This window comes from Streptomyces sp. Alt3, assembly GCF_030719215.1.
GTDB classification, from domain to species: Bacteria; Actinomycetota; Actinomycetes; order Streptomycetales; family Streptomycetaceae; genus Streptomyces; species Streptomyces glycanivorans.
In genome coordinates this window covers 5,622,988-5,635,477 of record NZ_CP120983.1, presented here as the reverse complement: position 1 = coordinate 5,635,477, position 12,490 = coordinate 5,622,988, and the positions used below count along the sequence as shown (strand labels likewise).

Annotated in this window: 11 protein-coding genes; 3 read left to right on the top strand and 8 right to left on the bottom strand. The window is 72.9% G+C overall.

Annotation, left to right across the window (positions count from 1 at the left end; translation table 11 throughout):
• Positions 1 to 64 precede the first annotated feature (64 nt).
• From P8A20_RS24730 to P8A20_RS24710, 5 genes are all read right to left on the bottom strand, one after another.
• Positions 65 to 1,141, bottom strand: coding sequence for an RNA polymerase sigma factor (locus tag P8A20_RS24730; RefSeq protein WP_306105197.1), 1,077 nt, complete (start codon positions 1,139 to 1,141; stop codon positions 65 to 67).
• A 177-nt stretch (positions 1,142 to 1,318) separates the two neighbouring features.
• Positions 1,319 to 3,226, bottom strand: coding sequence for a DNA primase (dnaG, locus tag P8A20_RS24725; protein WP_147963319.1), 1,908 nt, complete (start codon positions 3,224 to 3,226; stop codon positions 1,319 to 1,321).
• Positions 3,227 to 3,322: 96 nt separating this feature from the next.
• Positions 3,323 to 4,582 (bottom strand): NAD(P)/FAD-dependent oxidoreductase, encoded by a 1,260-nt coding sequence (locus tag P8A20_RS24720; RefSeq protein ID WP_306104284.1) that lies wholly within the window; start codon positions 4,580 to 4,582, stop codon positions 3,323 to 3,325.
• A 118-nt stretch (positions 4,583 to 4,700) separates the two neighbouring features.
• On the bottom strand, positions 4,701 to 6,011 hold the full coding sequence (locus tag P8A20_RS24715) for a deoxyguanosinetriphosphate triphosphohydrolase (protein ID WP_147963321.1): 1,311 nt from the start codon (positions 6,009 to 6,011) through the stop codon (positions 4,701 to 4,703).
• 36 nt (positions 6,012 to 6,047) lie between these two features.
• Positions 6,048 to 6,953 carry a sirohydrochlorin chelatase gene (locus P8A20_RS24710; protein ID WP_147963322.1) on the bottom strand — a complete coding sequence of 302 codons (906 nt, stop codon included), beginning with the start codon at positions 6,951 to 6,953 and terminating at the stop codon, positions 6,048 to 6,050.
• Between the two features lie 187 nt (positions 6,954 to 7,140).
• On the opposite strand from P8A20_RS24710, the gene P8A20_RS24705 reads away from it, so the two are divergent.
• Both P8A20_RS24705 and P8A20_RS24700 read left to right on the top strand, forming a co-directional pair.
• Complete coding sequence (locus P8A20_RS24705) at positions 7,141 to 7,902, top strand: SanA/YdcF family protein (protein WP_306104283.1); 762 nt, start codon at positions 7,141 to 7,143, stop codon at positions 7,900 to 7,902.
• Between the two features lie 67 nt (positions 7,903 to 7,969).
• Complete coding sequence (locus tag P8A20_RS24700) at positions 7,970 to 10,045, top strand: molybdopterin oxidoreductase family protein (protein ID WP_306104282.1); 2,076 nt, start codon at positions 7,970 to 7,972, stop codon at positions 10,043 to 10,045.
• Here the strand turns inward: P8A20_RS24700 and P8A20_RS24695 are convergent.
• The 3 genes from P8A20_RS24695 to P8A20_RS24685 form a co-directional block, all read right to left on the bottom strand.
• Positions 10,008 to 10,466, bottom strand: a complete 459-nt coding sequence (locus P8A20_RS24695) for a gamma-glutamylcyclotransferase family protein (protein WP_306104281.1) — start codon at positions 10,464 to 10,466, stop codon at positions 10,008 to 10,010. The two genes, P8A20_RS24700 and P8A20_RS24695, sit on opposite strands and share 38 nt — an antisense overlap.
• The gene (gene cutA, locus P8A20_RS24690; RefSeq protein ID WP_147963326.1) at positions 10,463 to 10,801 is read right to left on the bottom strand and encodes a divalent-cation tolerance protein CutA; all 339 of its coding nucleotides are present in this window, start codon (positions 10,799 to 10,801) and stop codon (positions 10,463 to 10,465) included. Before cutA ends, P8A20_RS24695 begins: the two co-directional genes overlap by 4 nt.
• A 92-nt stretch (positions 10,802 to 10,893) precedes the next feature.
• Positions 10,894 to 11,472 (bottom strand): NADPH-dependent FMN reductase, encoded by a 579-nt coding sequence (locus tag P8A20_RS24685; protein ID WP_147963327.1) that lies wholly within the window; start codon positions 11,470 to 11,472, stop codon positions 10,894 to 10,896.
• A 205-nt stretch (positions 11,473 to 11,677) separates the two neighbouring features.
• Here P8A20_RS24685 and P8A20_RS24680 point away from each other — a divergent pair, with 205 nt between their 5' ends.
• Positions 11,678 to 12,472 (top strand): aminotransferase class IV family protein, encoded by a 795-nt coding sequence (locus P8A20_RS24680; RefSeq protein ID WP_306104280.1) that lies wholly within the window; start codon positions 11,678 to 11,680, stop codon positions 12,470 to 12,472.
• The last annotated feature ends 18 nt before the right edge of the window (positions 12,473 to 12,490 follow it).

The window sequence follows — 12,490 nt, the reverse complement described above, 5'->3', positions numbered from 1 at the left end:
CGGCGCGACGGGAGAGGGGGCGGGGACGGCTCACGGGAGCGGTCCCCGCCCTCCGGCGTCCCGCTCAGTCCAGATAGCCGCGGAGCTGGTCGGCGAAGGCGTGGCCCCGCAGCTTGTCGAGGGTCTTGGACTCGATCTGGCGGATGCGTTCGCGGGTCACGCCGAAGATCCTGCCGATCTCCTCCAGCGTGCGGGGCCGTCCGTCGTCCAGTCCGTAGCGCAGCTGGACGACCTTCCTCTCGCGCTCACCGAGCGTGGAGAGGACCGCCTCCAGGTGTTCGCGCAGCAGGAGGAAGGCCGCGGTCTCCACCGGTGAGGCGGCGTCGCCGTCCTCGATGAGGTCACCGAAGGCGACGTCGTCCTCCTCGCCGACCGGGGCGTGCAGGGACACGGGTTCCTGGGCGAGGCGCAGGACCTCGGCGACGCGTTCGGGGGTCAGGTCGAGCTGTGCCGCGACCTCTTCGGGGGTGGGCTCGTAGCCGCGTTCCTGGAGCATCCGGCGCTGGACGCGTACGACCCGGTTGATCAGCTCCACGACGTGCACCGGGACCCTTATGGTCCGGGCCTGGTCGGCCAGTGCGCGGGACATCGCCTGGCGGATCCACCAGGTCGCGTACGTGGAGAACTTGTAGCCCCGTGCGTAGTCGAACTTCTCGACCGCCCTGATCAGGCCGAGGTTCCCCTCCTGGACCAGGTCGAGCATGGTCAGCCCCCGGCCGACGTAACGCTTGGCCACGGAGACCACGAGGCGGAGGTTGGCCTCGATGAGCCGGCGCTTCGCCATCCGCCCCATGACCACGAGCCGGTCCAGATCGACGGCGAGCCCGGAGTCGGGGTCCGGGGTGCCGGCGAGCCGTTCCTCGGCGAAGAGTCCGGCCTCGACACGGCGGGCGAGCTCCACCTCCTCGGCGGCGCTCAGCAGCGGTATCCGTCCGATCTCGCGTAAGTACTGGCGGAAGAGGTCGGAGGTCGGGCCGGCTGCCTCCGGGCGGCTCCGCGGCTGCGGGAGCTCCGGGGGCTCCACCGGTTCCTCCAGCACCGGTTCGGGCGTGCCCGCCGTCTCCGGGTGACGTGTGACCCGGTTCTGCGCGGGAATCGCCGGGACATGCTCGGTCGTGGTCGGCACGGTCCGGGTCTGCACGGGGGCGACCTCCAGGTGATCGCTGCCGGATCGCGGGGGTGGGGGTCCGCCCTCGACGGACCGGCCGCGCTCCGATGACTCAGGCACCGCCATCCAGTGTGGGGTACGACACATCGCCGCCACGAGGGGCGTGCGGTGACTTTTTGCGTCCGGAGCGTGACGGGGTGCTGATCCGCCTCAGAGGGCGGCGGCGCCGTGGCTGCGCAGCGACTGGGCGTACTGCTGGAGGACCCAGACCTCGTTCTGGGCGGCGGCCAGGTGGTCCGGGGCGACATTACTGCCGAGCCGGGCGAGGCTGCTCTGCACGTCGTCGATCCTGCGGTCGACGGCGCGCAGGCGGACCTTGACCAGGTGCTCGCCCGCGTAGGTCTCGTCGATGGACTTGCCGTGGAAGACCTCGACCGCGAGCTCGGTGACGAGCTTGCGCACGGTGTCGTCGGGGGTCACGTCGAGCACCTGGACGAGGTACTCGCGGGTCTCGGCGACGCCCATCTCGGCGCCGCCCGCCTCCGCGATGCACTGGCGCACCGCCGCGTAGGGCGGGGCGGTGAACTCGTCGATGCCGTAGGCGTCGAAGGCGGGCGAGACCAGTGCGGGCTTCTGCAGGGCGAGCTTGAGCAGCTCGCGCTCCGTGCGGTGGGCGGGGCTGCGGAGGTTGAGGGCGGGGCCGGAAGGTGCCGTGGGCGCCTGGATCTGGTGCTGCGGGGTTCCGCCCCGGGAGGGCTTGCCGGGCGCGGGTCCGCGCTCGCCGCGTCCGCGGGCCCACTGGGCGAGCTGGTTGACCCGGTGGACGACGAACTCCTGGTCGAGGATGCCGACGAAGCCCGCGAGCTGGACGGCCACCTCGCGTTGCACGCTGCTCGTCTTGATCTTCGCCACGACGGCGGCCGCCTCGTCGAGCGCGGCGGCGCGCCCGGCGGGGGTCTCCAGGTCGTACCGGCCGACGATCTGGCGGAGCGCGAACTCGAAGAGCGGGGTGCGGGGCTCGACCAGGTCTCGTACGGCGTCGTCGCCCTTGGCGAGCCGCAGGTCGCAGGGGTCCATGTTGTCCGGGGCGATCGCGATGTACGTCTCGGCGGCGAACTTCTGGTCGTCCTCGAAGGCGCGCAGGGCGGCCTTCTGGCCCGCCGCGTCGCCGTCGAAGGTGAAGATCACCCGGGCGCTGCCGTTGTCCATCAGGAGGCGCCGGAGGATCTTGATGTGGTCGTTGCCGAACGCGGTGCCGCAGGTGGCGATGGCGGTCGTGACCCCGGCGAGGTGGCAGGCCATGACGTCGGTGTAGCCCTCGACCACGACGGCGCGGCTCGCCTTGGCGATGTCCTTCTTGGCCAGGTCGATGCCGTAGAGCACCTGGGACTTCTTGTAGATCGACGTCTCGGGGGTGTTGAGGTACTTCGGGCCGTTGTCGTCGTCGCGGAGCCTGCGGGCGCCGAAGCCGACGGTGTCACCCGAGGTGTCGCTGATCGGCCACATCAGCCGGCCCCGGAAGCGGTCGATGGGGCCGCGGCGGCCGTCCTGGGAGAGACCGGAGCTGATGAGCTCCTTGTCGCTGAAGCCCTTGCCGCGCAGGAAGCGGGTGAGGTGGTCCCAGCCCGCCGGGCTGTAGCCGACGCCGAAGTGGGCCGCGGCGTCCTGGTCGAAGCCGCGCTCCGCGAGGAACTTCCGGCCGATCTCGGCCTCCGGGCCGTTCAGCTGCTCGCGGTAGAAGTCGGCGGCGATCTTGTGCGCCTCGACCAGCCGGATCCGCTCTCCGCGCTGGTGGGAGGGGTTGTAGCCGCCCTCCTCGTACCGCAGGGTGATGCCCGCCTTGGCGGCGAGGCGTTCGACCGTCTCGGAGAAGGTGAGGTGATCGATCTTCATCACGAAGGCGATCGTGTCGCCGCCCTCCTGGCAGCCGAAGCAGTGGAACAGGCCCTTGCCCGGGCTCACCTGGAAGGAGGGGGACTTCTCGTCGTGGAAGGGGCACAGACCCTTGAGGTTGCCGCCACCCGCGTTGCGCAGCTGTAGGTACTCGGACACGACGGCGTCGATCGGGACCGCGTCCCGGACCGCCTTCACGTCGTCGTCATTGATCCTGCCTGCCACGGGTGAAGTCTACGGGTGGGGCCGGGCATCCGGGACCGGCCGGCCGCGGGGCGGGCGCCCCGGGCGGCGGACGGGTCCCGGAGGCCCGGGCAGCGGTCAGAGCAGGGAGTCCAGGGGCACCGACGGGTCGCCCAGGGCGTCCGGGTCGACCGGCCGGGCGGCCTTGATCAGCTTCTGGATGTCCTCGGTGACGTCCCACACATTGACGTTCATCCCGGCGAGGACGCGCTGGTCCTTCAGCCAGAACGCGATGAACTCGCGCTTGCCGGCATCGCCCCGGATGACGACCTGGTCGTACGAACCGGGCGGTGCCCAGCCGGAGTACTCCAGGCCGAGGTCGTACTGGTCGGAGAAGAAGTACGGCACGCGGTCGTAGGTCACGTCCTGGCCGAGCATGGCCTTCGCCGCCGCGGGTCCGCTGTTCAGCGCGTTCGCCCAGTGCTCCACGCGCAGCCGGCCGCCGTAGAGCGGATGGTCGACGGACGCGATGTCCCCGGCAGCGTAGATGTGGGGGTCGGAGGTGCGCAGCGAGGCGTCGACGACGACACCGCCGCCCTGGGACCGGTCCGCCATGTCGAGCCCGGCGGCCTCGGCGAGCGAGGTGCGCGGGGCCGCGCCGATCGCGGCGAGCACGTCGTGGGCGGGGTGCTCCTCGCCGTCGTCGGTCCGTGCCGCGAGGACCAGGCCGTCCTGCCCCGTGATCTCGGTGAGGCGTGCGCCGAAGTGGAAGCGGACACCGTGTTCGGCGTGCAGGTCGGTGAAGATCTGGCCGACCTCGGGGCCGACGACGTGGTGCAGCGGGGTCGCCGAGGGGGCGACGACGGTGACCTCGGCGCCGTACTCGCGGGCGGCGGCGGCGATCTCCAGACCGATCCAGCCCGCGCCGGCGATCACCAGGTGTCCGTTGTCACGGCCGAGCGCGGCCAGGACGCCCCGCAGCCGCTCGGAGTGGGCGAGACGGCGCAGATGGTGGACGCCGACCAGTTCCGTGCCCGGGATGTCGAGGCGGCGGGGCTCGGCGCCCGTGGCGAGGAGCAGCTTGTCGTAGTGGACGACCGTGTTGTCGCCGAGCTGCACGGACCGGCCGGCCCGGTCGATGGAGGTGACCACCTGGCCGAGGTGCAGCTCGATGTCGGCGCCCGCGTACCAGGCGGTCTCGTGGACGAAGACCGACTCCCGTTCGTCCTTGCCCAGCAGGTAGCCCTTGGACAGGGGAGGCCGCTCGTACGGATGGTCGCGCTCGTCGCCGATGAGGATCACCCGGCCGCTGAAGCCCTCCGCCCGCAGTGTCTCGGCCGCCTTCGCTCCGGCGAGTCCTCCGCCGATGATGACGAACGTCCGATGTGCGTCGACCACTTGATGCCTCCTCGGTACTTGGCTGCGCGGCGCCTCCATCTGCGAGCGTCCCGCACGCAGCGTGATGGCGAAAGAGGGTGTGCCCCGATCAGGTCACGGCCTGTGGCATGTGGCCCGGTCACGGTCCAGTCTGCCGGGCGCCCGTGAGTGTTCCGTGAAGGGACCGGGCGGAAGCGTCCGTCAGTGCGGCGATCTGGTCGACGAGGACCCGCTTGCGGGCCCGGTCGTCGGGGGCCGACGTGTACAGGGCGCGGAACTGCGGCTCCAGTCCTTCGGGCGCGCGTGCGGTGAGGGCGGCGGCGAGTTCGGCGATGACGATGCGCTGTCCTGCCCGGATGACCTCCTGCTCGGCGCGCTGCATGACGTAACGGTCCGCGACTGCCTTGAGCACGGCGCACTCGTTGCGCACCTCGCGCGGGACGATGAGCTCGGCGCCGTATCTGCCGAGCCGTCCGGGGCCGTACGCGCTCTGGGTCGCGGCCTCCGCCGCGAGGCAGAACCGGCCGATGAGCTGGCTCGTCGCGTCCTTCAGCCGGGCCTGGGCGACCGCGGTGCCGTCGTAGCCGCGCGGCCACCACTCCTGGGCGGTGAGCCGGTCGAGGGCGTCGGCGAGCTCCTGCGGGTCGGTGTCCGCCGGGACGTACCGGCCGACGGCGACGGCCCAGATCTCCGCGCGCTCCGGCTCGGCGAAGAGGCAGCCCGGGTCGATGTGCCCGGCGTGCAGCCCGTCCTCGAAGTCGTGAACCGAGTAGGCGACGTCGTCGGACCAGTCCATGACCTGGGCCTCGAAGCACTTGCGGTCCCGTGGTGCGCCCTCGCGGACCCAGGCGAAGACGGGCAGGTCGTCCTCGTACACACCGAACTTCGGTGAGTCGGGGTCGGTGGGGTGCGCGCCCCGGGGCCACGGGTACTTGGTGGCGGCGTCCAGGGCGGCGCGGGTGAGATTGAGCCCGACGCTGACGTGCTCCCCGCTGCGGGGGTCGCGGACGAAGCGCTTGGGTTCGAGGCGGGTCAGCAGGCGCAGCGACTGGGCGTTGCCCTCGAAGCCGCCGCAGTCCGAGGCGAAGTCGTTGAGCGCCTGTTCGCCGTTGTGGCCGAAGGGCGGGTGGCCCATGTCGTGGGAGAGGCAGGCCGCCTCGACGAGGTCGGGGTCGCAGCCTAGGGCGGCGCCGAGCTCCCGGCCGACCTGGGCGCACTCCAGGGAGTGGGTGAGCCGGGTGCGCGGGCTGGCGTCCCAGGCGCCGCTGAGGGTGCCGGGCGTGACGACCTGGGTCTTGCCGGCGAGCCTGCGCAGGGCGGCGGAGTGCAGCACCCGTGCGCGGTCGCGCTGGAACGCGGTGCGGCCGGGCTGTTTGTCGGACTCGGTGTCCCAGCGCTCGGTGTCGGCTGCGCCGTACGGCGTGTCCCTGGGGTCGTGCGTACCGTCCATGCCCCCGACATTAGACCGACGGACTGACGGGGCGGGTCAGGCGCTGGCCAGCAGGGGCGGATGCGTCAGGGCTCCGTGGGCGGGCGTGTCGGTGGTCAGGGCCTGGTCGTAACGGTGCAGCAGGAGGCGTGCCATCGCCGGGTGCGCGCCGAGCGGCGCGGCGGCGACGCCCGGGGCGGCGGCGGCCGAGACCGTCGCGAACCGGCCGGGGGCCGTGAAGTACGAGGCGAGGGCCACCCGGTGGCGACCCCGGGCGGCGAGTGCGCGCAGGGCGGCCGGCACGTCGGGCGTGGCCGCGGAGGCGTATGCGGGGACGACGGGGACCCCGCCGAGGCGGTCGCTGAGCATGGCTGCGGTGCGGCGCGCGTCGACGTCCGAGTCGGGGTCGCGTGACCCGGCGGCGGCGAGCACGACGGCGGCGCTGCGGCTGGTGCCGTCCGCCTCCCGCCAGCCGGCCTCGACGAGTCGCTCGTACAGGGCCTCGACGAGCAGCGGGTGCGGTCCGAGCGGGGCAGCGACACGGGTACGGAGGTGGCTCGCGGCCGCCGCGGCGAGGGGCAGGTCGTGCCGGACGTGGTGGCCGCGGCCGAGCAGCAGCGGTACGAGCACGGCGTCGCCCCGCCCGATGCCGTCCAGTGTGTCCGGCAGCAGGGGCTCGTTCAGCTCGATGTGGCCGAGCCGGACGTCGAGGCCGGGCCGCAGCTCCCTCACCCGGTCCAGGAGCTCCAGGACGGTGCACAGGGCCTGCGGGTCCCTGCTGCCGTGCGCGACGGCCACCAGGGTGGGGGCGGATCTCCGGATGCGGTGCATGGGCCTGCGGGTTCCGTTCGGGGAGACGAGGCTGAGCTGGGTTCCGAGCTGGGCGGTGATGCGGGTCAGGAGTTGCGCCGTGCTGTCGAGGGGCAGGGGCTCACGGGGGTGTTCCGGTGCCGGCTCCGTCATGGACCGATGGTGCCGGGCGGACGTTGCCGGGCCGTTTCGCACCGGTGACGGGTGTTTGCCTCAGTCTCACGGGGAGGTGGCCGTCGGTGTCAGCACCCGCTGCTCCTCCCTGCCGGCGGCGCGAACCATTCACCCTCGCCGTTCGTCCCCCTCCACGAGGAATCCGGTACGAGGGCGGGGGCGCGGCATGCGGCTGAGGACACCGTGGAAGCGGGGCCGTGTGCGGCCGGCGGTTCCGGGACGGCTCGCGGTCGCGCGGCTGCGGCTGCGGCTGCCGAGGACCCGGCGGGGGCAGCGGCGGCTGGTGCAGGCGCTGATGGTGGTCTGTGCGGTGGCGCTGGCGCCCGCGACGTGGTTGCACACCACGGCCGACGCCCGGGTGCGGACGACGGCCGGGGCCCCGGCGCAGCAGGTCGCCGTGGTGTTCGGGGCCGGGCTGTGGGAGGGGCGGCCGTCGCCGTATCTCGCGCGCCGGCTGGACGCCGCCGCCGAGCTGTACCGGACCGGGAAGGTCCGGGTCGTGCTGGTCACCGGGGACAACAGCCGCGTGGAGTACGACGAACCGGATGCCATGCGCACGTACCTCACGGCGCACGGGGTGCCGGACGGGCGGATCGTCAGTGACCACGCGGGCTTCGACACCTGGGACTCCTGCGTCCGGGCGAGGAAGGTGTTCGGGGTCGACCGGGCCGTACTGGTGAGCCAGGGCTTCCACATCCGGCGGGCGATCGCGCTGTGCCGCTCGGCGGGGATCGACGCGTACGGGGTCGGGGTCGACGACGTGCACGACGTGACCTGGTACTACGGCGGGACGCGGGAGGTCCTCGCGGCCGGCAAGGCGCTCCTGGACGTCGTGTTCGAGCCGGATCCGCACTTCCTGGGGCCGCGGGAGCCCGGGGTGGCGGAGGCGCTCGCGGAGGACCTCACGGCGGCGGGCGGGGCGGGCTGAGGTGCGCGTACCGGGGGCGTAACCGGGCGCACCGGTACCCGTAATACCGGCCTCGCACGCTGGGCGCATGGCCCGCACCGAGACGTCCACCCACTGCCCGTACTGCGCGCTCCAGTGCGGGATGAAGCTGCGCCCGGTCACCGACGGCGGGGTGGTCGAGGTCGTGGAGCGTACCGAGTTCCCCGTCAACCGGGGCGCCCTGTGCGGCAAGGGGCGCACCGCGCCCGCCGTGCTCGCCGCCGGTGTCCGCCTCACGGGACCCCTCGTGCGGGACGCGGACGGCGAGCTGGCCCCGGCGAGCTGGGACGAGGCGCTGGGCCGGATCGCGGACGGGCTGAGCAGGACACGGGCGGGGCACGGCGCGGACGCCGTGGGGGTCTTCGGCGGGGGCGGTCTCACCAACGAGAAGGCGTACGCACTCGGGAAGTTCGCCCGGGTGGTGCTCGGGACCTCGCAGATCGACTACAACGGCCGCTTCTGCATGTCGTCGGCGGCCGCCGCACACCAGCGCGCGTTCGGCCTCGACCGGGGGCTGCCCTTCCCGCTGGAGGACATCCCACGGACCGGGTGCGTGATCCTGGTCGGTTCGAACCTCGCGGAGACGATGCCGCCGGCGCTGCGCTATCTGACCGAGCTGCGGGAGAACGGCGGCCGGCTGATCGTCATCGATCCGCGCCGGACCAGGACCGCCGAGCAGGCGGACCTGCATCTGGCGCCCCGGCCGGGCACCGATCTGGCCCTGGCGCTGGGCATGCTGCACCTGGTCGTGGCGGACGGGCGGGTGGACGAGGAGTTCGTCCGCGCCCGGACGAGCGGCTGGGACGAGGCCCGGGCGGGCGCGATGGCGCACTGGCCGGAACTGGTGGAGCGCCTCACCGGGGTGTCCGTGCCGCAGCTGCGCGAGGCCGTGGAGATGTTCTGCGGGGCGGAGGACGGGATGGTGCTCACCGCGCGGGGCCCCGAGCAGCAGGCCAAGGGCACGGACACGGTCGGGGCGTGGATCAACTTCTGCCTGGCCACCGGCCGGGCGGGCCGCCCGCTGTCCGGCTACGGCTGCCTGACCGGTCAGGGCAACGGCCAGGGCGGGCGGGAGCACGGCCAGAAGGCCGACCAGCTGCCCGGTTACCGCAAGCTCACGGAGCCGGCGGCACGCCGCCATGTGGCCGGGGTTTGGGGCGTCGACCCCGACTCGCTGCCCGGTCCGGGCCGTAGCGCGTACGAGCTGCTGGACGCGCTGGGGCGGGATGTGCGGTCGCTGCTGGTCATGGGGTCCAACCCGGTCGTGTCGGCGCCGCACGCGGGGCACGTCGAGGAGCGGCTGAAGTCGCTGGACTTCCTGGCCGTCGCGGACGTCGTGCTGTCGGAGACGGCGGCGCTGGCCGATGTGGTGCTGCCGGTGACGCAGTGGGCGGAGGAGAGCGGAACGACCACCAGCCTGGAGGGCAGGGTGCTGCTGCGGCGGCGCGCGGTCACGCCGCCGGAGGGGGTGCGCAGCGATCTGGAGGTGCTGAACGCGCTGGCCGGTCTGCTGGGGCACGGGAAGGGCTTCCCGGCCGATCCGGAGGAGGTCTTCGACGAGCTGCGCCGGGCTTCGGCGGGCGGTCCCGCCGACTACGCGGGCATCACCTACGCCCGGATCGCGGCCGAGGACGGGGTGTTCTGGCCCTGCCCGGACGAGGAACACCCCGGGACGCCGCGGCTGTTCCTGGAGCGGTTCGCGACGGACGACGGGCGGGCGAGGTTCGTCCCGGTCACGCACCGGGCCTCCGCGGAGGAGACCGACGCGGAGTACCCGGTGGTGCTGACGACCGGCCGTGTCGTGTCCCAGTACCAGTCGGGGGCGCAGACCCGCCGGGTGGCGGAGCTGAACGCCGCCGCGCCGGGGCCGTTCGTGGAGCTGCATCCCCGGCTCGCGGAGCGGATCGGGGTGGCCGAGGGCGAGGGCGTCGCGGTCACCTCACGGCGGGGGCGGGCGGTGGCACCGGCCCGGATCACCGTGGGCATCCGTCAGGACACCGTGTTCATGCCGTTCCACTGGCCGGGAGAGGGCCGGGCCAACTCCCTGACCAACCCCGCGCTGGACCCGGTCTCCCGGATGCCGGAGTTCAAGGTGTGCGCCGTGCGCGTGGAGGCCGCCGGCTGAGCCAGTCACCGCCCGGCACGGGTGTACCGCCGGTGCGCAGGGACCGGGCGACGGCGGCCGCGGCCAGGTAGACCCAGGCGCGGACGGGCTCACCGGGGACGTCCGGTGGCAGCCCGGGGACGGCCCGCCGGGCCACCCGCTCGTACAGGTTGCGCGGGTGCTCCGGCCCCAGGTACTGCTCCAGGCCGTCCAGCAGCCCGAGCAGTTCCGCGTACGCCCCGGGCGCCGCGGTGACCAGTGCGCCGCGGACGGTGCCGTGGCCCTCGATCGCGTACGGGTAGCCGGGGCCCTCGTAGAGGAGGGCCCCGGGCAGGACCGCGGGCCGTTCCTCGCGGGTGCGGCCGCGGAGGAACCGGTCGTGGTTGGGCTCGCCCGGGAGCAGCGTGCCGTATACGAAGAAGGGCAGCGGGGCGTCCGTCACAGCGTCGCCGTGGGCGCCGTCTCCGCGGACACCCAGGCGAGGTAGCGCTCGCTGCCGCGTACGACGGGCATCGCGATGATCTCCGGCGTCGCGTAGTCGTGCGCCGCGACGAGGTGGGCCTCGAGCTCGTCGTACCGCGCGGCCGTCGTCTTGAACAGCACCTGCCACTCCTCGGCCGTCTCGACGGCGCCCTGCCAGTGGTAGACCGAGGTGACGGGAGCCGGGATCTGGGCGCAGGCGGCGAGCCGTGCCTCCACCGCGCCCCGGGCCAGGGCGCGGGCCTTCTCCTCGCTGTCCGTGGTGGTCAGTACGGTCAGCCATGCGGGCTCGGTCATCCCGGCTCTCCTCGTTCTCGGCGTTCTGGGGGTCCGCGGGGCCTGCGGCGTCCGTGGCGCTCGCGGCCCCTCGATTGTGGGCCCACGGGGCGTCAGGCGCCGTACGGGTGCCGGGTCCTGGCCTCCCTGAGGGCGCGGCCCCACCAGACCAGCTGGTCGAGCATCCTCTTGGCCGCTCCGTCGGCCTGGGCCGGGTCGGTGAGTTCACCCCGGTCGTCGAAGAGGGCGCCCGCGTTGTGGAAGGAGACGGTGTCGCGCACGGAGACCGCGTGCAGTTCGGCGAAGACCTGGCGGAGGTGCTCGACGGCCCGCAGGCCGCCGGAGATCCCCCCGTACGACACGAACGCGACGGGCCTGGCCTGCCATTCGGCGAAGTGCCGGTCGATGAGGTGCTTCAGCGGGGCCGGGTAGGAGTGGTTGTACTCGGGGGTCAGCACGACGAAGGCGTCCGCGCGCGCCAGCCGCGCGGTCGCCTCGGCGGCGCCGGTCGCGGGCGGCTCGGTGTCGGCGACGTCGATCAGTTCGGTCTCGATGTCCGGGTGTCCGGCCGCGCGCCTGAGGAACCAGGCGGCGACCACGGGCCCGAAGCGGCCCTCGCGGTTGCTGCCGAGGATGACGGCCACCTTCAGCGGGGCGTCGGACGGGGTGGTGGCAGAGGTTTCGATGTCCATGCGCCGAAGACTCACACCTCAACCTGGATCGAGGTCAAGCGCCACCTAAAAGTTGTTGCAGAACTGGGCGAACGACGATTTTCCGCCATGATCCGAGTCCTCGCAGACGCCAATTTGCCCGCTTTCAAGCGGTGCTCGTGACGCTGACCATGAAGTGCTCCGCGATCTCCGATCCCCTTCTGCAACAACCTTTAGGCTGGAGGTCATGACGACTTCCGTGCCGGACCCCTACGTCGAGTTCGACGGGAGCCCCGCCACCGAGGAGGATCTGCGGATCCCTGCCTTCGCGGGCTACGGCCACTTCACCGCGATGCAGGTCAGGGACCGCACGGTGCGCGGCCTCACCCTCCATCTGGACCGCCTGGACTCAGCGAACCGGGAACTGTTCGGAGCACCCCTGGAAGGGGAGCGCGTGCGGGAACTGATCGGGCACGCGCTCGACGGCGCGGGGGCCCGGGACGCGTCGGTGCGCGTGCACGGCTACCACCCGCCGGGCAGCACGTCGACGGTGACGATGGTGACGGTGAGGGAGCCGGCGCGCGCGGACGGTACGCCGCGGAGCCTGATGTCGGTCCCGTTCTCGCGCTCCGTACCGCACATCAAGCGCCCTGGGGAGTTCGGCCAGATCTACTACGGGCAGCAGGCCGGGCGTGCGGGCTTCGACGAGGCGCTCCTGACCTCGCCCGGCGGCATGGTGACCGAGGGATCGATCACCAACATCGGCTTCTGGGACGGGACCTCGGTGGCCTGGCCGGACGCCCCGGCACTCACCGGGATCACCATGGCGCTGCTGGAGCAGGGGCTGGCACGGACGGGCCGGCCCTCGGTGCGGCGCGGGGTGACGCTGGAGGAGGTGGGCGCGTACCGGGCGGCGTTCGTCACCAACTCGCAGGGCATCGCGCCGGTCCACCGGATCGACGACATCGCCTTCGCCGTCGACGAGGACCTGATGGAGCTGCTCGCCCGGGTGTACGAGGACACTCCCCGCGAGCCCGTCTGACCCCTTCGGCGTACGCGA